Source organism: Leucobacter sp. (genome assembly GCF_053528595.1).
In genome coordinates this window covers 16,216-39,175 of the sequence record NZ_JAIVPF010000048.1, presented here as the reverse complement: position 1 = coordinate 39,175, position 22,960 = coordinate 16,216, and the positions used below count along the sequence as shown (strand labels likewise).

Genomic DNA, 22,960 nt, shown 5'->3' with positions numbered 1-22,960 from the left:
GATTTCTCTGAAGGCTGTTGAACTGTGCGGGTGAGCCCGGCGGTCGGCTGAGCGGTTGCCCGGAGATCCCGAACTACCCGTGCATGACGACGGTCTTCACCTCCGTCATCTCCTCCACCGCCGACCGCACCCCCTCCTTGCCGTAGCCGCTGGCCTTGAACCCGCCGTAGGGCATGAGGTCGGCGCGCCACAGCGGGGTCCAGCCGAGGTGCACGCTGCCGGCGTCGATCTCGCGCATGGCGCGCACACCCTCGGGGAGCGTGCCGCCGAAGACGCCGGCGGCGAGACCGTAGGGGGTGCCGTTGGCGGCGTCGAGCGCGGCGTCGAAGTCGGCGACGGTGGTCACGGCGACGGCGGGGCCGAAGAGCTCCTCCTGGGCGAGGGCCTGACGGGTGTCGACTCCGGTGACGATCGCCGGGGACACGAAGCCGCCGTCGCGCTCGCCGCCGGTGAGCAGCGTGGAGCCGTCGGCGACCGCCCGCGCGATGCTCCGCGCGACGCGCTCGGCCTCGCGCTCGGTGATGAGGGGGCCGAGGGTCGTGCCCTCGGCGAGGGGATCGCCCGCGCGGATCGTCCGCACCTTCGGCAGCAGCGCGTCGAGGAAGTCGGCCTCGACATCGCGGTGCACGATGACGCGCTGCACCGAGATGCACACCTGGCCGGCGTTGACGTAGCCGCCGGCCGCGACCGCCGACGAGGCCCGCTCGATGTCGGCGCCGGGCAGGATCAGCGTCGGGGACGACGCGCCGAGCTCGAGCGAGAGCTTCTTGACCCCGGCGAGCGCGGCGATCCGCTCGCCCACGCCAGTCGAACCGGTGAAGGAGATCTTGCGCACGCGCGGGTCGCGGACGAGCGCGTCGCCGAGCACGGCGCCCGAGCCGGTGACGACGGAGATGACGCCCTCGGGCACGCCGGCCTCGACGAAGAGCTGCGCGAGGGCGAGCGCGGTGAGCGGCGTGGCCGCGGCCGGTTTGAGGATGACCGCGTTGCCGGAGGCCAGGGCCGGGCCAACCTTGTGGAGCACCAGCAACGCGGGGTAGTTGAACGGGGTGATGGCGACGACGATCCCGACAGGCCGGCGCAGCGTGAAGCCGACCTTGTCCTGCCCCGTACCGGGGTTCGCGTCGAGGGGCAGGCTGTCCCCGTAGAGCTGGCTGCCCTCGTGGGCGGAGAGGCGGATGATCGCTCCGGATCGGCGCGCCTCGCCGAGCGCCTCGGCGAGCGGCTTGCCATTCTCGGCGGAGATGGTGGCGGCGATCTGCTCGGCGCGGGCGTCGGCGAGATCGGCGGCGCGGTGCAGGATCGCGGCGCGCTCGTGGGCCGGGGTGCGGCGCCAGGCAGCGGCGCCTCGCTCGGCCGCGGCGATGGCGGCGTCGACGTCTGCGGGGGTCGCCGCCGCGACCTCCCCGACGGCGGCGCCGTCGTAGGGCGAGCGCACCTCGGCGCGCGCTCCGCCCGCGGCCTCGCGCCACTCGCCGCCGATCAACAGGCCGTAGCTGCGGCGTCCGCTCGCGTCCCGCTCGCCCCGCGTGTCCTGCTCGCTCATCGTCGCCCCTTCATCGTTGATTTTGGACCGGTCCAAATTGTACGCACGAAGTCGTGTGCCCGTCAAGCCCGGTCCGCGGCGACCCGCGTCCATCGATGTCGCGCCCCCGCATGCCCACCCAGACCCGCTCCGCGTCCGCGGCCTTCCGCGAGCGGGAGTCGCGTTCGGCCGGTATCCGAGGGGCGAAGCGGCGCAACGCGACTCCCGCTTCCCGCTCGGGCGGTGCGAAACGACGCGGAGTCCCCGCTCGGATCCCGCGCCACCGGCCTCCCCGCCCGGATCCCGCTCGAGCGCGCCGCCGCTTCCGCACCGCGTTCGAGCGGCTCGCCCGCGCAGAAGGCGACCGCTCGCCGGGTGCCGCGCCCCCGCGAAGCCGTGGCACGATGGTCGGGTGAGCACCCGAGACGAGCGCGACCGGCCGGAACCCCCCGCACGGCCCACGATGCGCGACGTCGCCGAGCGCGTCGGCCTGTCGCGGCAGCTCGTGTCGATCGTGCTGCGCGGGGCGCCCGGTGCGAGCGAGGAGTCGCGCGAGCGGGTGCTCGCCGCAGCGCGAGAGCTCGGCTACCACCCCGATGACTCGGCGCGCATGCTGCGGCGGAGACGGAGCGGCCAGATCGGCGTCCTCTTCACCATGCGGCAGCCCTTCGAGGTCGACCTGGTCGACGCGCTGCACCGGCACGCCGCGGCCCGCGGCTACACGCTCGCGCTCGGTGCGATCGGCGCTGCCCAGTCGCAGCAGGAGGCGCTCGACGCCCTCATGCGGCAGCGCATCGAGGCCCTCGTCGTGCTCGGCGCCGAGGGAGGAGCCGAGCTGTTCGAGGGTCTGCCCGCCGGTATCCCGGCCCTGCTGCTCGGCGGCCCGACGGCTTCGGAGCCGCACGACAGCGTCCGCGTCGAGAACGAGCGCGGGATCGCCCTGGCGGTGGAGCACCTCGTCGCACTCGGGCACGAACGCATCGCGTATCTCGGCCCGCGGAGCGGCCCCAACGCCGCCGAGCGGCTGACCGGCTACCTCGATGCGATGCGCCGCCACCGGCTCGACCCGGAGGTGCGGTCGTCCGACCCCACCGAAGCCGGCGGGCACCGCGCGGCCCTCTCCCTGCTCGGGCGGGGCTCCGACCGGCCGACCGCTCTCGTCTGCATCAACGACCACTGCGCGATCGGCGCACTGCAGACCCTGGTGCGGCGCGGGATCCGCGTGCCCGAGGATCTCTCGATCGCCGGGTTCGACGACAGCACGGCCGCGGCGCTGCCCTTCGTCGAGCTCACGAGCGTGCGCCCCGATCCCGACCGCATGGCGGAGACGGCGGTCGAGACCCTGGAGCGGCGCCTGGCCGATCCGGACGCGGCCCCGGTGCCGCGGCGCGTCACCCCCACGCTCACCGTACGCGGGAGCACCGCGCCGCCCGCGGGTTAGTCTGCGCGGACCCCGGCCCCTGCAATCGGCGACGCCGGGACGGCATCCATCTCTCGAAACCGCAGCCATTGCCCGAAACCGCACGCAGCATCGGCGCTGAAAGCATCGGGCTCGGCAATCGGGCTCGGTTTCGAACCCGGGTCCGGGCCTGGGCCCGGGCCCGGCACCAGCGCCGGCCCGGGGCACGGAGGCGGGCTCACCGGGCGACAGCACTCGGACACCGCTCGCGCACGATGCACTAGCACGTGCTAGTCTCTGTTGCGGCACGGATCCGCCGACCTCACCCCGCAAAGGAGCACCCATGAGTACCACCCCCGTTCGCCTCGGCCTCATCGGCTCCGGCTGGATCGGCGCGTTCCACGCGGAGACCATCGCGCAGCGCATCCCCGGCGCGACCCTCGAGGCCGTCGCAGACCCGCAATCCGGCGCGGCGGCCCGCGTCGCCGAACCCCTCGGCGTCGCGAAGGCCTTCCTCGACGCGACCGAGCTCATCGCCGATCCCGCCGTCGACGGCGTCGTCATCTCCTCCCCCGCCTGCACGCACGCCGATCTCGTCGTCGCCGCGGCGGAGGCCGGCAAGGCCGTCTTCGTCGAGAAGCCGATGGCCCTCACCGTCCCGGACGCGGACCGGGCGATCTCGGCTGCGAACGCGGCCGGCGTGCCCCTGCAGGTCGGTTTCAACCGCCGCTTCGCCCGCGACTTCGCGGCGGCGCGCGGGATCGTGGCCGACGGCGGCATCGGCACGCCGCAGCTCATGCGATCCCTGACCCGGGATCCCGGCCTCGCGAACCCGGGCGCGGTGAAGCCCTGGACGATCTTCCTCGAGACCCTCATCCACGACTTCGACGCCCTCAACTGGTTCAACGCCGCCGCGCAGCCCGTCGAGGTCTTCGCCGCGGCCGACGCGCTGGTGGCGCCGGAGTTCAAGGAGTCCGGCTTGCTCGACACCGCGGTCGTCACGATCCGCTACGACAACGGCGCGATCGCCACGGCCGAGGCCAGCTTCTCGGCCGCCTACGGCTACGACGTGCGCGGCGAGGTCTTCGGCTCGGACGGCATGGTCACGGCGGGCGACGTGCGCGCGACCAGCGCGCGGCACTACACGGCCGCCGGCGAGGCGAGCGCCACCGCGCGCCTGAACATCGAGCTCTTCCACCAGGCGTACACCGACGAGCTCGTCTCGTTCGCCGCCGCAGTGCGCAGCGGCGAGGTGATGGGAGCCCGCGGGGAGGATGCCCGAGCCGCGCTCGCCATCGCGCTCGCCTGCGTCGAATCCGTGCAGCAGCGTCGTCCGATCGCGCTGGCGGCCGACGGCTCGCTGGCGTAGCAGCGCAGCACCCAGGTGCAGAACACCGGGATCGGCGCGTCGGCCTCGGATCAGCCCCCGGTCGACCCCCGCACCACGAGGCTCGGGGGGATCAGCACCTCGCGGCCGCGCGGGAACGGGCCCGAGGCGGCGAGCAGCGCCTCGGCGGCCTCGCGGCCGATGCGCCGGTTGTGCGGATCCACGCTGGTGAGCGAGATCCGCGGGATCGCCGCGAGGGCCGAATCGTCGTAGCCGGTCACACGGCAGCGCTCCGGCACCGGCACGCCCGCCTCCTCGAGGGCTGCGATGACACCGAGCGCCGTGAGGTCGTTCACCGCGACGATGGCCTCGGGCGGGTCGCCCGCCGCCAGGATCCTCGTCACGGCGCGACGCGCGCCGGCCTCCGTGAAGTCGGCGCGCTCCACCGCCGCAGTCGCGCCCAGCCCCCGCCGCTCCACCGCCGCGCGGAAGGCCCGCTCGCGCGAGGCGGAGACCGTGCCGCCGTCGCCGCCCACGAACACGACGCGCGTCAGCCCCAGGCCGGCGAGGTGGTCCACGACCAGGTCGACACCCGCGTCGTCGTCGGTGCGCACGGCGGCGACCGTGTCGTCGGTCGCGTCGATCGCGCTCGCCACGACGGTCGGGATCGACGCCGTGAGGTCGGAGAGCTCCGAGAACTCGGGGATCGTGCCGACGGTGATGAGCCCCGCCGGGCGCAGATCCCGGAGCACCGCGAGGTTGTCGCGGTCGAGCACCGGCTCCCCGCTGCCGTCGTCGACCTGCGCCGTGACGATCATGGTGCGCTGGCCGGCCTCACTGAGGCGCGCCTTCGCAGCGCCCACGATGTCGGCGAAGATCGGGTTCGAGAGGTTGGAGACGAGGATCCCGACGAGATCGCGCCGTCCGGCGGACAGCGACTGCGCGACGAGATTGGGACGGTACCCGAGCCGCTCGGCCGCGAGCAGCACCCTCCTGCGCCGCTCCTCGCTGACGTTCTCACCGCCGTTGAAGACGAGCGAGACGAGCGATTTCGAGACCCCCGCCTCGCGCGCGACATCGCGGATCGTCGGCGGACGGACGTGCGCCGCCGGATCCCGCGTCTGCTCCGTCATGGCCGCCTCCGTCACCGTGTCGTGCGCCGCATCCCGGCGCGCCACCCCTCACATCCTAGGGCTCGGGGGCTCACTCCGCGGGCGTCGGCCCCGGGTCGCCCGCCGGGTCGGAGAAGAAGCGGAAGATGCCGCCCTCCCCGAGCCCCTCGCCGCCCTGGGAGAGGTACCAGAGGAAGCCGAGCGCCCCGGCGACCAGCGCGACGAGCACGATCGCGCGGTAGACGTTGCGCTCCCGATCCCCGCCCATCGCGATCCGCCCTACGCGCCAAACGCGGCCGCGAACGCGTCGAGGGCCGCGTCGGGATCCCCGCTGGCCCACGCCTCCATGCCGATCACGCCCGCGTACCCCAGCTCGCGCAGCGCGGCCGCGACCGCCTCGTAGCGGATCTCGCCCGTGCCGGGCTCGCAGCGGCCGGGCACGTCGGCCACCTGGATCTCTCCGACCCACGGCAGCGCCTCGCGCACCAGCTCGACCAGGTTCCCCTCGCCGATCTGCGCGTGGTACAGGTCGAGGTTCAGCCGCATGCCGGGGCGGTTCACGGCGCGCACGAGCGCGAGGGTGTCTGCGGCGCGGGCGAAGGGCGTGCCCGGGTGGTCGACGGCGAGGTTGAGGTTCTCGAGCACGAAGGTGCGGCCGGCCGCCTCGCCGAGTGCGGCCAGCTCGCGCAGCGTGTCGGCGGCGCGGATCCAGTCCTCGCCGCTCACGCTCGCGCGCGGCACGACCGGCAGGCCGCCTTCCCCGAGGCCGGTGCCGTGCAGGTTGAGGCGCGGCGAGTCGATGATCTCGGCGGCGCGCAGCGACTCCTTCGCGGTGGCGATCAGCTCGGCGCGGCCCTCATCGGTGGTGAGGTCGCCTCGCAGGTAGCCGGTCATCGACGAGAACTCGGCGCCCGTCGCGGCCAGCGCCGCGAGATCCTTCGTGCTCCAGTCCCAGATCTCGACGAGGAAGCCGCGGTCGTGGATGCGGCGCACGCGCTCCTCGAACGGCAGCTCGAGGAAGAGCATCTCGGCGCAGGCGGCGAGGCGGTAGGTCATGGCGGGGTCCTCTCGGAAAGCTCAGGTCATCCTGCGCGACGAAGGAGTCGCAGGATGACGGGGGTTCGGGTGGTTCGGGCTCCGCCTTCGGTGGTTCGGATCGGGATCGGCGCTCAGAGCTCGACGGCGACGGTGACGCCCTCGGTGGCGGAGCGCTGGGCGGCGTCGGCGAGGACGAGCGCGGCGCGGCCGTCCTCGAAGGTGGGGCTGGTCGACGCCTCGCCGCGCACGAGCTTCACGAACTCGGCGAGCTCGGACGCGTAGGCCTGGGCGTAGCGCTCGAGGAAGAACGCGCCGAACGCGGGCTTCGCGTCGACCGCGTCGGCGGACGAGGCGCTGACAAGGCTGGTGGGCGCGTTCGCCACCTGCAGCATGCCCTTCGCACCGAAGGCCTCGAGGCGCTGGTCGTAGCCGATGGCGCTGTGGCGCGAGTTGACGATCGTGACGACGGCGCCCGACGCGGCGCGCAGCGTGGTGACGGCGGTGTCGAAGTCGCCGTGCTCGCGGGCGCCCGGGTCGAAGGCCTGCGTGCCGGTGGCGCTGACCGAGACGATCTCGGGCAGGAAGAAGCGGGCCATGTCGAAGTCGTGGATCGTCATGTCGCGGAAGATGCCGCCCGACACCTTGACGTAGTCGGCGGGCGGCGCGGCCGGGTCGCGGCTGATGATGACGAGCTGCTCGAGATCGCCGATCTCGCCGGCGGCCACACGATCCCGCACCGCCGCGAAGTCGCGGTCGAAGCGGCGGTTGAAGCCGAGCGCGACCGGTACTCCGCTCGACTGCACGAGCGGGCGCAGGGCGTCGACGCGGGCGATATCGAGGTCGATGGGCTTCTCGCACAGCACCGGCAGGCCGGCCCGCACCGAGGCCTCGATGAGGTCGACGTGAGTGGGCGTGGGCGAGGCGATGAGCACGGCGTCGAGCTCGCCTGCGGCACCCGCCGCGATGAGCTCTTCGGCCGAGTCGGTCGCGGTGCCGCCGAAGCGCTCGGCGACCCCGCGGGCGCCCTCGACGAAGGGGTCGGCGACCCAGGCGAGGACGGCGGCGGTGGCGGCGGCGATGCTCGCGGCGTGCACCTGGCCGATGCGGCCGGTGCCGATGAGTCCGAAGCGAACGGGTTGCTGCGTCATTGCGGTGTCCTCCGGGTCGGGGTCGGGTGCCGCACCCACTTCGGCGTTCCCTATTTGATAAGACAATACGTCGATTACAGTATAGAGCTTGGACCGGTCCGAATCAGGGTGCGGGGCGAACTTTCTCACGCGGATCGACGGGGTTCTCCCACCGCGCCTCCCCCGGGCCGCTATCGGCCGGCGATCAGCATGCGGGCGAATCCGGCGGCGCTCAGCCGCAGGGTCTCCACTCGGCGCGCCCTCCGGCGCGGGGCGATGGCGGAACGGCTGTCGGCGACGCGAAACCGGCGGTGGGCCGGCACGACCGCGCCCGCTCAGCCCCGGGGCGCCGCCGCGGATCCGCGCACCACGAGCCGCGGGGCGAGCAGGCGCGCGGGATCCGGGTCGGCGTCGCCCTCGAGCAGCGCCACGAGGGCGCGGCCCGCGGCCTCGCCCAGCTCCTGCGGGTCGCCGCTCACCGAGGTGAGCGACACGAAGTCGTACGCCGCCAGAGGCGAGTCGTCGTATCCGACGATCGAGAGGTCGCGGGGCACGGCGAGGCCGCGATCCCGCGCCGCCCCGATCACGCCGACCGCCATCGGGTCGTTGACCGCGAACACCGCGGTGGGACCGGGATGGGCCCCGGGGCGGGGGTCGGCCCCGGGCGGCACGGGGGCGGGGGGTCCGGCGGTCGCCGCGGATCCCGAAGCCGGTCCGGACCCGGATCCCGAGCCCGATCCGGATACCGGCCGTGAGGCTCCGGATCCGACCGGCTCGAACAGCCCCGCCGCGGCCGCCCGCGCGGCGGCCTCCGTGGTCTGCGCGGCGCGCACCACCCGCGGCGCGAGGCCGCGATCCCGCATCTCGGCGAGATACCCCGCCTCGCGTGCCGCCGCGCTCGCCCCGGGGCCCGTGACGCAGGCGATGGCGCGATGCCCGAGCTCGGCGAGGTGCGCCGCGGCGAGCCGCCCGCCGGCGAACTCGTCGCTCGCGATCAGCGGGGCGTTCGGGAGTCTGAGCGCACGCGTGCCGAGCACGACCGCCGGCACGGCGAGGCGTTTCACGGCCTCGTCGGGCACCTCGCCGGCCAGCACCACTCCGTCGACCCGCAGCGAGCGGAACACCTCGAGCGGATCGAGACCCAGGTGCGCGTTCAGCGCCGCATCGGCGACGCTCAGGCTGTACCCGCCCGCGCCGAGCGCCGAGCGCAGGCCTGCGAGGGCCGGGGCGAACCACAGGTTCTCGAACTCGTCGATCACCACGCCGACGCTGCGGGTGCGCGTGCCGGCGAGACCGGCGGCCAGGCGACTGGGCGTGTAGTCGAGCTCGGCGACCGCGGCGAGCACGGCCTCGCGCTTCTCGTCGCTCACGCGGGGGGATCCGCGCAGCACGAGGGAGACGAGCGACTTCGAGACGCCGGCGCGCTCGGCGACGTCGTAGATGGTGGGCGACTTGCGCATGCGCCTCCTCTCGTTCGCGCTCGTACGGCCGGCGATCCCGACGCGAACGACCCCGGAGCGGTTTCCGGGGTTTCGCATTGACAGCGCGGCCCCATCAAGGTTAGCGTGATCCATGTTGGAGCGCTCCAACGCAGGTGAGAGCTCGCATCGCCCGCTCGGAGCCGAGCGGTGCCAGTGGTGTCGACTCGCCCGGCGCCGCAGCACCACCACGGATCGCGCGCACACGTCGGCGCGCGCGATCCGTTCTCGTTCGACCGGCGAGGCCGACCCGCCACCCACCATCGACACTCCTCCTCCTCTTCTCTTCTTCTCGAAAGGACACCCATGACCGCCTCCCTCGGCGTCGCCGTCATCGGCGCAGGCATGGCCGGCAAGGCCCACGCGGCCGCCTATCGCGCAGCCTCGACGCTCTACAAGCCGACCCTTCCCGAGATCCGCCTCGTCTCGATCGCCGACATCAACGTCGAACTCGGCGCCGAGGCCGCCGCCCGCTACGGCTTCGAACGGCACGACGCCGACTGGCGCGCCATCGTCGACGACGACCGCATCGACGTCGTCAGCGTGGTCGTCGCGAACCTCCTGCACCGCGAGATCGTCGAGGCGCTGCTCGCGGCCGGCAAGCACGTGCTCTGCGAGAAGCCCCTGAGCGACACGATCGACGACGCGCGCGCGATGGCCGCGGCGGCCCGCGCGGCGAACGCCGACGGCACGCTCGCCCGCATCGGCTACAGCTACCTGCGCGCCCCCGGCATCGCCTTCATCCGCAGCCTCATCGACGACGGCCGTCTCGGCGAAGTGCTGCACTTCTCGGGCCGCTACTGGACCGACTACGGCTGCCGCCCCGACGCGCCCATGAGCTGGCGCTACCAGGGCCCGGCCGGGTCCGGCGCACTGGGCGACGTCGGCAGCCATCTCTCGTACATCGCGGAGTACCTCTGCGGCGACGTGCGCGAGGTCTCGGGCGGCCGGTTCCACACCTCCATCGCCGAGCGCCCTCAGCCGCTCAGCGCCGTCGTGGGCCACACCCGCGGCAACGTCGGCGACGAGCTGGCCCCGGTCGAGAACGACGACTACGCGACCTTCAACGCGCGCTTCGAGCGCTGCGTCGGCACCCTCGAGGTGTCGCGCGTGGCCGCGGGGCACCCCAACGACCTCGTCCTCGAAGTGTTCGGCTCGAAGGGCGCGGCCCGCTGGTCGCAGACCAACCCCGGCCGGGTCGAGGTGATGCTGCACGACGAGCAGGACGACCTCGCCGGCTACCGCACCGTGGCGCTCGGCCCCGCCCACCCGCACTACGCGGGCGGCTGGGCCATGGACGCCCCGGGCGTCGGCATCGGCCAGAACGACCTCTTCGTGCACCAGGCCCGCGCGTTCCTCGAAGAGGTCGCCGGCATTCCCGAGGCCGAGTCGCTGCCCCGCTGCCGCACCTTCGACGACGGCGTGCACAACATGGAGCTCCTCGCCGCCGTCGCCGCCTCGGCCGCCCAGGGTGGCGCGACGGTCGCCGTGAAGGAGAACTGACACATGAAACTCGGCGTCTACAACGCGATCCTGCACGACCGCGACCTCCCCGAGGCCATCGAGGTGGTCGCGAGTCTCGGCCTCACCGGCATCGAACTCAACTCGGGCGGCTTCCTGCCCCCGGTGCACCTCCCGAACCGCGAGGAGATCCTCGTCTCCGACACCGCCCGCGACGAGTTCCTGGGCCTGTTCGAGGGCACGGGCGTATCGATCGCCGGCCTCAACTGCAACGGCAATCCGCTGCACCCGAAACCGTTGATCGGCGACGCCCACGCGGCCGATGTGCGCCGCTCCATCGAGCTCGCCGCCCGCCTGGGGCAGGATCGTGTGGTCACCATGTCCGGCCTGCCCGGCGGCGAGCCCGGCGCCGCCGTGGTCAACTGGGTCGTCAACGCCTGGAACTCGGCCGCGCTCGACGTGCTCGATTACCAGTGGGACGTCGCCGCGCGGTTCTGGCGCGAGATCGACCGCTTCGCCGCCGACCACGGCGTGCGGGTGGCGCTCGAGCTGCACCCGCAGAACCTGGTGTTCAACTCGGCCGACGTGCACAAGCTCATCGAGCTCACGGGCGCCACCCACGTGGGCGTGGAGCTCGACGCCTCGCACCTGTTCTGGCAGCAGATGGATCCCGTGGCCGTTGTGCGGCACCTGGGGGAGCTGGTCTTCCACGCCGCCGCGAAGGACGTGCGGGTCAACCCCGAATTCGCGCGCCTCAACGGCGTGCTCGACAACTCCTTCCGCCGCCTCTCTCCCGAGGAGCCTCGCACCAACCTCGGCGGCGACGAGTGGGCCAACGAGTGGCCGAAGCGGTCGGCGTGGGATTTCGTGGCGCTCGGCAAGGGCCACGACACGGCGTTCTGGACCGAGTTCCTGCGGGCGCTGCGCGAGGTCGACCCCGGGATGTGGGTGAACATCGAGCACGAGGACGTGTCGCTCGGCCGCATCGAGGGGCTCGAGGTGGCCGCGCAGGTGCTGCGCGACGCCGACGCCGCGCTCGACGCGTAGGCGCCATCGGGGTGGCGCGGGACCACCGCTGGGCCCTCGCCCCGGGCTCCAATCATCGGATGAACCTGGAATCCACAGCTCGATCCGGGCTACGGTGAGGGGATGAGCGAAACCACCACCCCCGCGCGTCGCCGCGGCGGCCCCCAGCGCGTCCTCGTCGTCGACCGCACCGAGCGGCTGAGCCCGCATCTCGTGCGCGTGCACCTCGGCGGAGCGGACTTCGCCGCCTTCGTCGGCGAGGCCGATCCGGATCGGATCGCGAAGACCGACAAGTACGTGAAACTGCTCTTCGCGAAGCCGGAGCTCGGGCTGACCCCGCCGTACGATCTCGAGGAGCTCCGCGAGATCCTCCCGCTCGAGGACCTGCCGGTGCGGCGCACCTACACGGTCCGCTCGATCGACGAGGCCGCGGGCACCATGGCCGTCGACTTCGTGGTGCACGGCGACGAGGGCATCGCGGGCCCCTGGGCCGCGAACGCGCAGCCGGGCGACCGCGTCTCGCTCTCGGGTCCGGGCGGGCAGTATGCGCCGTCCGCCGATCCGGCGGTGCCGCGGCTGCTGCTCGGCGACGAGTCGGCACTGCCGGCCATCGCCGCGGCGCTCGAGGCCATGCCCGCGGAGGCGCGGGGCCTCGCTCTGATCGAGGTGGGCGGCCCGGATGACGAGATCGACCTCCCCCGGCCCGCCGGCATCGAGCTGCGGTGGCTGCACCGCCGCACCCCCGATGGCGGCGAGGCGGTCCACGGCACCGTGCTGCTCGAGGCCGCGCGCGCCCTGCCCCGGCCCGAGGTGCTGCCGGAGGTCTTCGCCCACGGCGAGCGCGGATCCATCAAGGGGCTGCGGGCGCTGCTGCACGACGACTGGGGCATCGACCGCCGCGCGCTCTCGCTCTCGGCCTACTGGGCGCTCGGCCGCGCCGAGGACGGCTTCCAGGCCGAGAAGCGCGAGGCCGTGGGGCAGATCTTCCCCGAGTAGAGCACACGGTCACGCCGCGGCCCCCGCACTCGGCAGACGAGTGCGGGGGCCGCGGCGTGCAGGGGGGGGCCGGCTACTTCTTGAGCAGGTAGATCGCGCCGGTCGTCACGTCCTCCTCGAGCTCCTCGAGCGTGCGCCCGCGCGTCTCCGGCACGAACCGCCACACGAAGAGCAGCGCGACCAGCCCGACGGCCGCGAAGAGGTAGAAGGTGCCAGTGATCCCGACGGCCTCGACGAGCGAGAGGAAGTACAGCGACAGGAAGCCGTTGGTCACCCACAGCATGAAGACCGAGAACCCCATCCCGAAGCCGCGCATGTGCAGCGGGAAGATCTCGGAGAGGTAGACCCACACCGCCACGTTCAGGAAGGTCTGCATCGATCCCACGAACAGCACCACGAGGAAGAGGATCACCCAGGGGCGCAGCGGATGCCCGACGGGCAGCGCCATCGAGGCGAGGCCGATCAGCAGGTGGCTGCTCGTGGTGAGCGCGAGGCCGGTGATGAAGGTCTTGCGGCGGTCGAAGCGGTCCATCATGGCGAGGGCGATGACGGCGCCGATCACCGCGATGACACCGGGGGCGATGTTGGCGATGAGCGCCGCGCGCTCGTCGAAGCCGGACTCCACGAGCACGGTCTGGCCGAAGTACATGATCGAGTTGATGCCCGTGAGCTGCTGCGCGATGCCGACGCCCACGCCGATGAGCAGGATCCTCAGCAGGTTCCGGTTCGAGAAGATCGCGCGCCAGCCGAGCTGCGTCTCCTCCGCCTCTTCGGCGGCGATGCGCTCGAGATCGCGCATCTCGGCGACGGCGCGATCCTCGGAGCGCACGCTCCTGAGCACCGCGAGCGCCTCGGCCTCGCGACCCTTCTCCATGAGCCAGCGAGGCGATTCCGGCATGCGCAGCATGCCGAAGAACAGCGCGATGGCGGGCAGCGCGCAGATCGCGAACATGATGCGCCACACGCCGTCGAGGTGGCCGAGCGCGTTGCCGATGATGGCGTTGACGACGAACGCCGCGAGCTGACCGACGACGATCATGAGCTCGTTGCGGCCCGCGAGCGAGCCGCGGATCTCGTAGGGGGCCATCTCGGCGAGGAAGACGGGCACCACGGTCGAGGCGCCGCCGACGGCGAGGCCGAGCAGGATACGACCGATCACCAGCACCGCGAGGCCCGGAGCCGCGACCACGAACAGCGTGCCGACGAAGAACAGCACCGCGAGCAGGATGATGGTCTTGCGGCGCCCCCAGCCGTCGGAGAGCCGTCCGCAGAACATCGCACCGACGGCGGCGGCGAAGATCAGCGAGCTCGTGACGACGCCCTCGGTGAAGGGGTCGAGGCCGAGCTCGGCGGCCATGGGGCGCAGCGCGCCGTTGATCACGCCGGTGTCGTAGCCGAACAGCAGGCCGCCGAAGGTCGCGATCAGCGCGACGAGGCCGAGCCGCCTGCGGTGCGGGCCGTCCGTGAGCGCGGGCAGGGCCGATTTGCTCGGATCGATCGTTCCTGAGGCCAAGGGGACTCCTTCGTCAAGCTGGCGCTCCGGGGGAAATGGAGCGTTCCATCGAGTGTAACAATGTCGTTACATTTGAACAAACTCGTCTTCGGGTAGGGTGGCCCCGTGACGTCGCTGCTCCCAGATCTCGCCCCTCTCGCGTGGGCGCTGCTGGCACTCGCCGCCCTGCTCGTCGGCGTCTCGAAGACCGCCCTCCCGGGCATCAACACGCTCTCCATCGCGGTGTTCGCGGCGATCCTGCCCGCCCGGGCCTCGACCGGCGCGCTTCTGCTGCTGCTCATCGTCGGCGATGTCTTCGCGCTGATCAGCTACCGCCGTCACGCCGACTGGGCGACGCTCGTCCGGCTCATCCCCGCCGTCATCGCCGGCCTCTTGGCCGGCGCGCTCTTCCTCGCGTTCGCCGACGACTCCTGGGTGCGGCGGGTCATCGGCGTGATCCTGCTGCTCATCATCGCGTTCACGCTGTGGCAGCGGCGGCGCACCGTCTCGGCCGGCGGATCGGGATCGGGCCGCGCCGCCCGCATCGGCTACGGCTCGCTCGGCGGTTTCACCACGATGGTGGCGAACGCCGGCGGCCCGGTGATGTCGATGTACTTCCTCGCCGCGCGCTTCCCAGTGAAGGCGTTCCTCGGCACCGCGGCGTGGTTCTTCGCGGTGATCAACCTCGCCAAGGTGCCGGTCTCGGTGGGTCTCGGGCTCATCACCCCGAGCACGCTGCTGCTCGATCTGCTGCTCGTGCCCGGCGTGATCGCCGGGGCCCTCATCGGGCGCTGGATCGCCCTGCGCATCGAGCAGCGCACCTTCGAGTGGGCGGTCATCGCCTGCACGGTCCTCGGCGCGATCTACCTGCTGGTGGGCTGAGGCGGGAGCCGCCGGTCCACGGGGGAACGGAGGCCCGCCGCACCGGCCGCGATCACGCCGCGGCGATCAGCTCCTCGATCTTCGCGCGCTGGTAGCGCGAGATCTCATCGGCGTGCTCGTCCTCTGCGAAGACGTTCGAGACGATGAGCGCGTCCTCGCGGTCGAGGTAGCCCGTCCGCTTGAGCGTGCCGAAGAGCTCGGCCCAGTCGACATCGCCGTCGCCGATGGCGAGGTGCTGGTGCACGCGCACGGCGTTGCCGGGCGGGTTCGTGATGTAGCGCAGCGCGTGCGAACGGGTGTGGTCGAAGGTGTCGGCCGTGTACACGGCCCCCAGCCGGTCGCCGACCTCGGACAGCAGCGCGGCGGCCCGATCCCCGTAGTGGAAGGTGTGCGCCGCGACGTACACGAACCCGACGCGATCGGTGTTGAGCCCGCGGATGATGCGCCAGGCCTCCAGCCCGTCCTCGACGAAGTCGTCGGGGTGGGGATCGAAGTTGAGCGTGACGCCCTCCCGCTCGAGCACCGGGATGAGCGCGTCCATCGCGCGGTAGAAGCAGTGCTCCGACTCCTCCTCGCGCTCGGGGCGGCCCGAGAACTCGGTGTTGACGATCGGCGCCCCGAGCTCGGCGGCGATGCGGATGTAGCGGGTCGTGTTGTAGATCGCCGCCTGCAGCTGGTGCTCCTCGGGTCCGCCGAAGCGCTGCACGGGCAGCACCGAGGTGATGGTCACCCCCGCGTCGCCCGCGCGCTTCTTCAGCTTCGCGATCATGTCGCCGTCGACCTTCGGGTGGTGGAAGTGCCGCCCGAAGTCGGGGTTCGGGGTGAGCTGCAGGTACTCGTAGCCGAGTCGGGCGACGAGGTCGGGGAAGTCGAGCAGATGCACCGAGTCGTTGTAGGGCGTGGGATCGAGGGCGATGCGGACCATGGGGGCTCCTTTGCGGTCTTTTTCGGGTGTGGATCCTGCGTGCTGCGACTCCGGAGCGGAGCTCCGGCAGCGAGTCCGAGAAACGCTGGCGCGTTTCTCCTGGAGGATTCGCTGCACTCGCGCAGGATGACCGGCTTCGCCGCGCGCAGGATGACGGGGGATCCGCAGGTTGAGCGAGGCGCCTGCGACGAGTCGAGACCCAGGATCCTCGATTTCGACTCGCTCCGCTCGCTCAATCAGCGAGAGGCGGCTTCTCCTCGCTCAACCGGCGAATCGGTCAAGCGTAGAAGGCGGGGCGCTCGGGGGCCTCGACGGGCACGATGCCGCCTCCGTGCAGCGCCTGGACGCCGGCCTCGCAGGAGAGGGCGACGAGGTAGCCGTCCCAGGCATTGGGCCCGTCGATGAGGTCGCCGCGGCGGATCGCGTCGACCCAGCGCTGGATCTGCGCGTCGTAGGCGGCGGCGAAGCGGGTCACGAAGCTCTCGTGGTCCTTCACGCGGAAGTACCCGGCGTCCCAGCGCTGCAGGCCGGAGGGCTGCCCGATGCGGGCGATGCCCCGCTCGAAGACGGCCTCGGTGGCGACCTGGTAGCCGAACTGCACGCTCACGTTCATCTCGACGTCGACGAGCACCCCGTTCTCGAGCTCCATGATCACGAGGATCGGCTCGCTGAGCCGCTCGGGGGCGAGCGAGTTGCGGCGCGGGTGCTTCACCTCGACGCTCACGACGCGGGATCCCGCGAGCCACGGCACCACGTCGAACTCGTGCACCACCGAGTCGGTGATGAGCATGTCGTTCGTGTAGCTCTCGGGCACCGACGGGTTGCGGTGCAGGGCGCGCACCATGAGCAGCTCGCCGCTCTCTCCCGACACGACGAGCTCGCGCAGCGCCTGGTACTCGGCGTCGAAGCGGCGCATGAAGCCCACCTGGATGTGCGGCCGGTCCAGCTGCTGCTCGAGCTCGAGGATCTCGAGCGAGGAGGCCGAGTCCTGCGTCAGCGGCTTCTCGCACAGGATCGGCAGCCGCGCGTCGAGCGCGGGCTTCAGCACGGGGGCGTGGAACTGCCCCGGCGTGGCGATGAGCACGGCGTCCATCGCGTCGGCCGCGATCGCGTCCTCGATGCTCGTGAACGCCGCGGAACCCGGGGCGTTCTGCGCGGCCGCCTCGGCGCGGCCGGCGTCGGGCTCGACGATCGCGGAGACGCGGGCGCCCGCGATGCGGTGGGTGATGCGCTTGACGTGGTCGGCGCCCATCATGCCGGCGCCGACGACGGCGATGCGGAGGTCCTCGGTCATATTCGATCCTCGATTTCTATCGTCATCCTGCGCGAACGGAGTGAGTCGCAGTACGCAGGATCTCTTCGTCTGATTTCTGGATCCTGCGATCCGCTTCGCGGCCGCAGGATGACGGGTGGGGTGTTCGCGCGGGATACGGGCGGGGTGTTCGCGGGGGATGCGGGTGGGGTGTTCGCGCGGGATACGGGCGGGCGCTCGCGGGGGCGGGGCGCTACGCGATCCGCGCCATGTGCGTGCACCCGAAGATGTGCTCTCGGGTGCGGCGGGCGATGGGGAACGGACGGTCGACCTCGCAGCCGTACATGTCCTGCTCGACGATCGCGAAGATCCCGGGGTCGATCCGCGCGACGGCCTCGATGATCGGGGCCAGGTCGGGCACGCCGTGGGGCGGCTCGATCATGATGCCCTCGGTGACCGCCTCGGCGAACGGCACGTCGTTCTTCAGCACGTCGAAGAGCAGCGTGGGATCAACCTGCTTGAGGTGCAGGTAGCCGATGCGCTCGGGGCGCTCCTCGATGAGCTTCACGTTGTCGCCGCCGTAGTAGGCGAAGTGGCCCGTGTCGAGGCAGAGGTTGGTGTAGCGCGGGTCGGTCTCGTCGAGGAAGCGCAGCACCTCGCGGGTGGTGCCGATGTGGCTGTCGGCGTGGGAGTGGAACTGCTGCTGCATGCCGAACTCCTCGAGCAGCGCCTTGCCCAGGCGGTCATGGCCCGCGCCGAGCTTCCGCCACTGCTCATCGGTGAGGGTGCGCGGCTCGAGCACCTCGCTGGTGGCGTCGCTGCGCCACAGGTCCGGGATCACGACGAGGTGCTCCGCGCCCAGCTTCGAGGCGAGCCCGGCGACGGCGAGCGCCTGATCCCACGCCCGCTGCCACTGCTCCTCGCCCTTGTGGAAGCCCGTGAAGACGGTGCCGGCCGAGAGCCTGAGTCCGCGCTTCCCGAGCTCGTCCTCGAGCCGGTGCGGGTCGGTGGGCAGGTACCCGTAGGGGCCGAGCTCGATCCACTGGTACCCGGAGGCCACGACCTCGTCGAGGAAGCGCTCCCAGGGCACCTGCTTCGGGTCGTCGGGAAACCACACGCCCCACGAATCGGGGGCCGTGCCGATGCGCAGGCCCGGGTTGTCGATCGCTTCGTCGCTCATCTGCTCACGCTCTTTCTCGTGACGTCTCGGTACCGCAATATTCTACCTGCACATCGCCACTTTGACAGGACAATAGGCCAAATTAGATCCGGGGCCTTCGCGGTCATCCCTCGCGGTCGCGCCCCGAGCCGCTGCGTCCCCGTTTCGGAGATCTGCACGGTCGCGGATGAGCGCTGCCGTCTTCTTCCGAAGCGGCGCGGGTCTTCACGACGGCACCGCGGGGCCCGTTGCCCGGAGCACGAAACCGCTCCGCACTTCACGTACTCGCCTCAGGCCTGGAAGCCGGGAACAAAGTGCTTCTTATTCCCGCTTCATTCGCTTAACCTGGAATAAGCCCTCGCCCACTCCGACATTCTCGCCACATACCGCAAAGGACTCGCGATGGACACTCCCGCTCCGCAGTGGCCGATGCACGGCGCCGAGGTGCGCCCCTGGCAGCAGCAACAGCGGGGCGGCACGCGCGAAGACCGGATGCTCACCGAGGTGACGGTATCGATCCCGCCCCGGATCGCCGGCCTGGACGCACTCCCCTCACGCGACACGATCGTTCTTGCCGAGCACGCCCTGCAAGCCGTGGCCCGCGCAGACTCGGCGGCGCGGACGAGCGGACACGCGCTCGGACGCTTCATGATCCGCACGGAATCGACCGCCTCGTCGAAGATCGAGCTCATCGAAGCTTCGGGCGACGACCTCGCCCGCGCGATAGCGGGCAGCCGCGCCAATGCGCGCGCGTCGAGCATGGTGGCCGCTGCCGAGGCACTGCAGAGCCTGATGCTCCGAGCGGGCAGCGCCCGCGCGATCACCCTGGATGATCTGCTCGAAGCCCACCGTCTGCTGATGCAGAACGACGAGCACCTCGGCGACCGGCGCTGGGCGGGGCGGGTGCGCCAGGAACAGAATTGGATCGGGGGGAGCGACTACAGCCCCCGCGGCGCCGATCACGTTCCACCGCCGCCGGATCAGGTCGAGGAAGCTCTCGCCGACCTTCTCGGCTACGTCGATCGACCTGATCTCCCCGCACTCGTGCAGGCCTCGATCGCACACGCCCAATTCGAATCGATCCATCCGTTCACAGACGGCAACGGGCGGATCGGGCGCGCGCTCCTCGGCGCTGTGCTGCAGCGCAGAGGAGCCACCCGCAACGCCGTGGTACCGATTGCGAGTGGTCTGTACGCGTTGCGCACCGACTACTTCGCAGCGCTGAACCGCTACCGCGACGGCGACATCGACTCGATCGTGCGGGTCATCGCCAGAGCCGCGACCGTGGCGGCAGAAGAATCCCTCCTCACGTTCGATCGGCTGCTCCGGCTCCCCACCGAATGGGACACGACGGTCAAGGCCCGTCAGGATTCCGCAGCGCGACGCATGCTGCAACGCCTCATCGATCATCCGGTCCTGACCGCCGATGATCTCATCGGGTTCACGGGCGGCAGCACGGCGGCGGCCTACGCAGGCATCCTCGTGCTGGAGGAGCACGGGCTGCTCCGCGAGGTCACCGGCCGGAAGCGCGACCGGGTGTGGGTCGTCGCGGATATCGTCGCCGAGCTCGAAGACCTCGACCTCAGAATCCGGAATCGGCTCGCCTGATCTCCCCGATGCGCCGGCGGGGCTGCATCGACCCGGATTCCGGTGCAGCCCCTCCGGGACGATCGACGGAGAGTACGACGCGCGACGAGGCGTGTGCACCACCGACGCGGCGACCCGCCTACCCCAGCAGCGGCTTCTGCGCGGCGACCTGCTCCTCGTACTCCGCGCGGGCGCGCTGCGTCGACTCGAGCGTCGACTCCTGCGGCACCGGCACGTCCCACCAGCCCGCGCCGTCGGGCGCGTAGATCAGCGGGTCGCTGTTGATGTGGATGAAGGTGGCGCGATCCGACGCCTTCGCCTGCGCGATCGCGGCCTGCAGCTCCGCGATCGCGCAGGGGCCCGGCTCCACCTCGATGACGTCCATGCCGTAGCTGCGCGCGTTCATCGCGAGGTCGACGGGCAGGATCTCGTCGCCCTGGAAGTTCTTCGCGCCCTCGTCGTAGGAGCGGTACCACGTGCCGAAGCGCTCGGAGCCGACGGTCTCGGAGAGATGGCCGATCGAGGCGTAGCCGTGGTTCTGGATGAGGATCACGATGATCTTGATGCCCTCGGCCACCGCCGTGACGAGCTCGGTGTTGAGCATCAGGTACGAGCCGTCGCCCACCATCACGATCACATCGCGGTCGTCGCCGGAGGCCAGCAGGCCGCGCTTCGCACCGAGGCCGCCCGCGATCTCGTAGCCCATGCACGAGTACGCGTACTCGACGTGGTAGCCGAGCGGGTCGCGCACGCGCCACAGCTTGTGCAGGTCGCCGGGGAGCGATCCCGCGGCCTGCACGATGACGTCCTCGGGCGCGGAGGCCCGCTGCACGGCTCCGATGATCTCGGGCTGCCCGGGCAGAGCCAGGCCGGAGGGCGCGAAGGCCTCGTCCACCGCGGCGTCCCACTCCGCCTTCTCGCGCGCGATGCGCTCGGCGTAGCCGGGATCGACACGCAGGTCCCCGAACCCCCCGTCTCCGTGGGCGTCGATCAGCTCGAGGAGCGTCTCGCGGGCGTCGGCGATCACGGGGATCTGCGTGCCGTGCTTGTAGGCGTCGAACGACGCCACGTTGATGTTGACGAACCGCACGCCCGGGTGCTGGAACGCCGTGCGCGAGGCGGTGGTGAAGTCGCTGTAGCGAGTGCCGATGCCGATGATGAGGTCGGCCTCGGCGGCGAGGCGGTTCGCCGCGAGCGTGCCGGTCGCGCCGACACCGCCGAGGTACTGCGGGTGGCCCCAGTCGAGCACACCCCCGCCCGCCTGCGAGGATCCGACGGGGATGCCGGTCGCCTCGACGAAGTCGCGCAGCTGCTGCTCGGCGTCGGAGTAGAGCACACCGCCGCCGGCGACGATGAACGGCCGCTCGGCCGCTCGGATCGCCTCGATCGCGAACGCGAGCGCGTCGCGCTCGGGGCGGGGCCGGCGGATGCGCCACTCGCGGGGCTGCAGGAACTCGACCGGCACGTCCACGGCCTCCGCCTGCACGTCCTCGGGAAGCGCGATCGTCACGGCGCCGGTCTCGGCGGGATCGGTGAGCACCCGCATCGCGTTCAGCGCGATCGAGAACAGCTGCTCGGGGCGCTGCACGCGGTCGAAGAACTTGGAGACGGGGCGGAACGCGTCGTTGACGGTGAGGCCGATGTCGTGCGGCTGCTCCAGCTGCTGCAGCACCGGATCGGCGACGCGCGTGGCGAAGGTGTCGCTCGGCAGCAGCAGCGCGGGCAGGCGGTTGGTGGTGGCGAGCGCCGCTCCCGTGAGCAGATTGGTCGCGCCGGGGCCCACCGACGCGGCGGAGGCGTAGGTGCCCCGACGCCGGTGCATGCGCGCGTAGCCGACGGCCTGGTGCACCATGGCCTGCTCGTTGCGCGCCTGGTAGTAGGGCATGAGGTCCGGGTTCTCGGCGTGGCACTGCTTCAGCGCCTGGCCCACGCCCGCCACGTTGCCGTGGCCGAAGATGCCGAACACGCCCGGCACGGTGCGCTCGCGGATCTCGGCGCCGTCGGCCGCGCGGTCGACGGTCCACTGGTTCGCCAGGAACTCGACGAGCGCCTGGCTGACGGTCATGCGACGGGTGGTCATCTGGGTCTCCTCGCGGATTCGTTTCTCGTCATCCTGCGCGGGCTCGCGAGTCGCAGGATCTCTCTCGGACTGTGGATCCTGCGATCCGCTCCGCGGCCGCAGAACGACGGGTCTAGCGATCTGGTTCGAAGGGAAGGCGGGGGTCGAGCTCCTGCCCCTCCCAGGTGTCGCGCACCCAGCCGTGGGCGGGGTCGTCGCTGATGAGCCAGCTGCGATCGGGATCGGGCCCGGCCATCACGTTGAGGTAGTACATGTCGTAGCCCGGGGCCGCGACCGCCGGGCCGTGATAGCCGTAGGGCACCAGCGCGACGTCGCCGGTCTTCACCTGCGCGTCGATCTCGAGGGGCCCCGCCGGCGACGAGTACGAGCTGAACATGCCGAAGGCGCGCTCCGGATCGACCCCCTCGGGTGCGTCCTTCACGGGTGCGACCTCGAAGTAGTAGATCTCCTCGAGCTGGGACTCGTGACCGGGGATGTGCTCGTCGTGCTTGTGGGGCGGGTACGACGACCAGTTCTCGGCGGGCGTGATCACCTCGACCACGATGAAGCGGGCGGCGTCGAGCACCTCCTTGCGGCCGAAGTTGTGCACCTGGCGGCTCGAGGCGCCGGCGCCGCGCAGCTCCACGGGGATCTCGTCGACCGACAGGTGGCGGGTGGGCCGCACGAGGTCGGGATCGCCGAGGGGCACGGGCGAGGTGGCGACGAGGAAGCGGCTCTCGCCCTCGGAGCGGGCGGCGACCGTGCCGGTGGCCGCCGCCGAGAGGTAGAGCATGTCGGTGCGGCCGTCGAAGACGGAGGCCCGGCCGGCCAGCTCGGTGACGGTGTCGACGCCGTTCTCGGTGTGCGTCACCGAGAACGAGCCGGAGAGGGGGACGACGAGACGCTCGACGCCCGTGCCCTCGAGGTCGAGCGAGGCGCCCTCTTCGAGTCTGCCCACTCGGATGCCGGTGTGCTGCCACCCCGGCGTGCGCTCGTCGACCACGGTCTCCCAGCCGCCCTCGGCGAGTTCGCCCCGGCGGTGGAACCAGCGCTCGGCCCCGGCTGGCTGCCAAGCCTGATCATTCATGTCTTCTCCCTCTCGTTACCGACCCACC

Annotated in this window: 19 protein-coding genes; 7 read left to right on the top strand and 12 right to left on the bottom strand. The window is 71.7% G+C overall.

Going from position 1 to position 22,960, the window contains the following annotated elements:
* Positions 1-73: 73 nt before the first annotated feature.
* On the bottom strand, positions 74-1,546 hold the full coding sequence (locus ACWKZU_RS09965) for an aldehyde dehydrogenase family protein (protein WP_449282169.1): 1,473 nt from the start codon (positions 1,544-1,546) through the stop codon (positions 74-76).
* Positions 1,547-1,937: 391 nt separating this feature from the next.
* On the opposite strand from ACWKZU_RS09965, the gene ACWKZU_RS09960 reads away from it, so the two are divergent.
* Together ACWKZU_RS09960 and ACWKZU_RS09955 are read left to right on the top strand one after the other, a co-directional pair.
* The gene (locus ACWKZU_RS09960) at positions 1,938-2,966 is read left to right on the top strand and encodes a LacI family DNA-binding transcriptional regulator (protein WP_449282168.1); all 1,029 of its coding nucleotides are present in this window, start codon (positions 1,938-1,940) and stop codon (positions 2,964-2,966) included.
* Positions 2,967-3,267: 301 nt separating this feature from the next.
* Entirely contained in the window at positions 3,268-4,293 is a 1,026-nt protein-coding gene (locus tag ACWKZU_RS09955) for a Gfo/Idh/MocA family oxidoreductase (RefSeq protein ID WP_449282167.1), read from the top strand.
* A gap of 50 nt (positions 4,294-4,343) precedes the next feature.
* Here the strand turns inward: ACWKZU_RS09955 and ACWKZU_RS09950 are convergent, their stop codons facing one another.
* From ACWKZU_RS09950 to ACWKZU_RS09930, 5 genes are all read right to left on the bottom strand, one after another.
* A complete protein-coding gene (locus ACWKZU_RS09950) occupies positions 4,344-5,429 on the bottom strand; it encodes a LacI family DNA-binding transcriptional regulator (protein WP_449282166.1) in 1,086 nt (361 codons plus the stop codon).
* Between the two features lie 25 nt (positions 5,430-5,454).
* Positions 5,455-5,631 carry a hypothetical protein gene (locus ACWKZU_RS09945; protein WP_449282165.1) on the bottom strand — a complete coding sequence of 59 codons (177 nt, stop codon included), beginning with the start codon at positions 5,629-5,631 and terminating at the stop codon, positions 5,455-5,457.
* An 11-nt stretch (positions 5,632-5,642) separates the two neighbouring features.
* Positions 5,643-6,419 carry a TIM barrel protein gene (locus tag ACWKZU_RS09940; protein ID WP_449282164.1) on the bottom strand — a complete coding sequence of 259 codons (777 nt, stop codon included), beginning with the start codon at positions 6,417-6,419 and terminating at the stop codon, positions 5,643-5,645.
* Between the two features lie 113 nt (positions 6,420-6,532).
* Positions 6,533-7,549, bottom strand: coding sequence for an inositol 2-dehydrogenase (iolG, locus tag ACWKZU_RS09935; protein ID WP_449282163.1), 1,017 nt, complete (start codon positions 7,547-7,549; stop codon positions 6,533-6,535).
* A 314-nt stretch (positions 7,550-7,863) separates the two neighbouring features.
* On the bottom strand, positions 7,864-8,988 hold the full coding sequence (locus tag ACWKZU_RS09930) for a LacI family DNA-binding transcriptional regulator (RefSeq protein ID WP_449282162.1): 1,125 nt from the start codon (positions 8,986-8,988) through the stop codon (positions 7,864-7,866).
* Positions 8,989-9,312: 324 nt separating this feature from the next.
* On the opposite strand from ACWKZU_RS09930, the gene ACWKZU_RS09925 reads away from it, so the two are divergent.
* The 3 genes from ACWKZU_RS09925 (at position 9,313) to ACWKZU_RS09915 (ending at position 12,489) form a co-directional block, all read left to right on the top strand.
* Positions 9,313-10,509, top strand: a complete 1,197-nt coding sequence (locus ACWKZU_RS09925) for a Gfo/Idh/MocA family protein (protein ID WP_449282161.1) — start codon at positions 9,313-9,315, stop codon at positions 10,507-10,509.
* Between the two features lie 3 nt (positions 10,510-10,512).
* Positions 10,513-11,514 carry a sugar phosphate isomerase/epimerase family protein gene (locus ACWKZU_RS09920; RefSeq protein ID WP_449282160.1) on the top strand — a complete coding sequence of 334 codons (1,002 nt, stop codon included), beginning with the start codon at positions 10,513-10,515 and terminating at the stop codon, positions 11,512-11,514.
* 102 nt (positions 11,515-11,616) lie between these two features.
* On the top strand, positions 11,617-12,489 hold the full coding sequence (locus tag ACWKZU_RS09915) for a siderophore-interacting protein (RefSeq protein ID WP_449282159.1): 873 nt from the start codon (positions 11,617-11,619) through the stop codon (positions 12,487-12,489).
* 73 nt (positions 12,490-12,562) lie between these two features.
* Here the strand turns inward: ACWKZU_RS09915 and ACWKZU_RS09910 are convergent, their stop codons facing one another.
* Positions 12,563-14,002 (bottom strand): sugar porter family MFS transporter, encoded by a 1,440-nt coding sequence (locus ACWKZU_RS09910; RefSeq protein WP_449282158.1) that lies wholly within the window; start codon positions 14,000-14,002, stop codon positions 12,563-12,565.
* Positions 14,003-14,107: 105 nt separating this feature from the next.
* Here ACWKZU_RS09910 and ACWKZU_RS09905 point away from each other — a divergent pair, with 105 nt between their 5' ends.
* Positions 14,108-14,863, top strand: coding sequence for a sulfite exporter TauE/SafE family protein (locus ACWKZU_RS09905; protein ID WP_449282157.1), 756 nt, complete (start codon positions 14,108-14,110; stop codon positions 14,861-14,863).
* A 52-nt stretch (positions 14,864-14,915) separates the two neighbouring features.
* On the opposite strand, the gene ACWKZU_RS09900 is transcribed toward ACWKZU_RS09905, so the two are convergent.
* From ACWKZU_RS09900 to ACWKZU_RS09890, 3 genes are all read right to left on the bottom strand, one after another.
* Positions 14,916-15,788: a sugar phosphate isomerase/epimerase family protein gene (locus ACWKZU_RS09900; protein ID WP_449282156.1), complete on the bottom strand. Its 873-nt coding sequence runs from the start codon at positions 15,786-15,788 to the stop codon at positions 14,916-14,918.
* A 277-nt stretch (positions 15,789-16,065) separates the two neighbouring features.
* Entirely contained in the window at positions 16,066-17,082 is a 1,017-nt protein-coding gene (locus tag ACWKZU_RS09895; RefSeq protein ID WP_449282155.1) for a Gfo/Idh/MocA family protein, read from the bottom strand.
* Between the two features lie 211 nt (positions 17,083-17,293).
* Positions 17,294-18,220, bottom strand: coding sequence for a sugar phosphate isomerase/epimerase family protein (locus ACWKZU_RS09890; RefSeq protein WP_449282154.1), 927 nt, complete (start codon positions 18,218-18,220; stop codon positions 17,294-17,296).
* A gap of 408 nt (positions 18,221-18,628) precedes the next feature.
* On the opposite strand from ACWKZU_RS09890, the gene ACWKZU_RS09885 reads away from it, so the two are divergent.
* Positions 18,629-19,807, top strand: coding sequence for a Fic family protein (locus tag ACWKZU_RS09885; protein ID WP_449282153.1), 1,179 nt, complete (start codon positions 18,629-18,631; stop codon positions 19,805-19,807).
* A gap of 118 nt (positions 19,808-19,925) precedes the next feature.
* On the opposite strand, the gene iolD is transcribed toward ACWKZU_RS09885, so the two are convergent.
* Together iolD and iolB are read right to left on the bottom strand one after the other, a co-directional pair.
* The gene (iolD, locus tag ACWKZU_RS09880; protein ID WP_449282152.1) at positions 19,926-21,866 is read right to left on the bottom strand and encodes a 3D-(3,5/4)-trihydroxycyclohexane-1,2-dione acylhydrolase (decyclizing); all 1,941 of its coding nucleotides are present in this window, start codon (positions 21,864-21,866) and stop codon (positions 19,926-19,928) included.
* Between the two features lie 112 nt (positions 21,867-21,978).
* On the bottom strand, positions 21,979-22,932 hold the full coding sequence (iolB, locus tag ACWKZU_RS09875; protein ID WP_449282151.1) for a 5-deoxy-glucuronate isomerase: 954 nt from the start codon (positions 22,930-22,932) through the stop codon (positions 21,979-21,981).
* Positions 22,933-22,960: the final 28 nt, after the last annotated feature.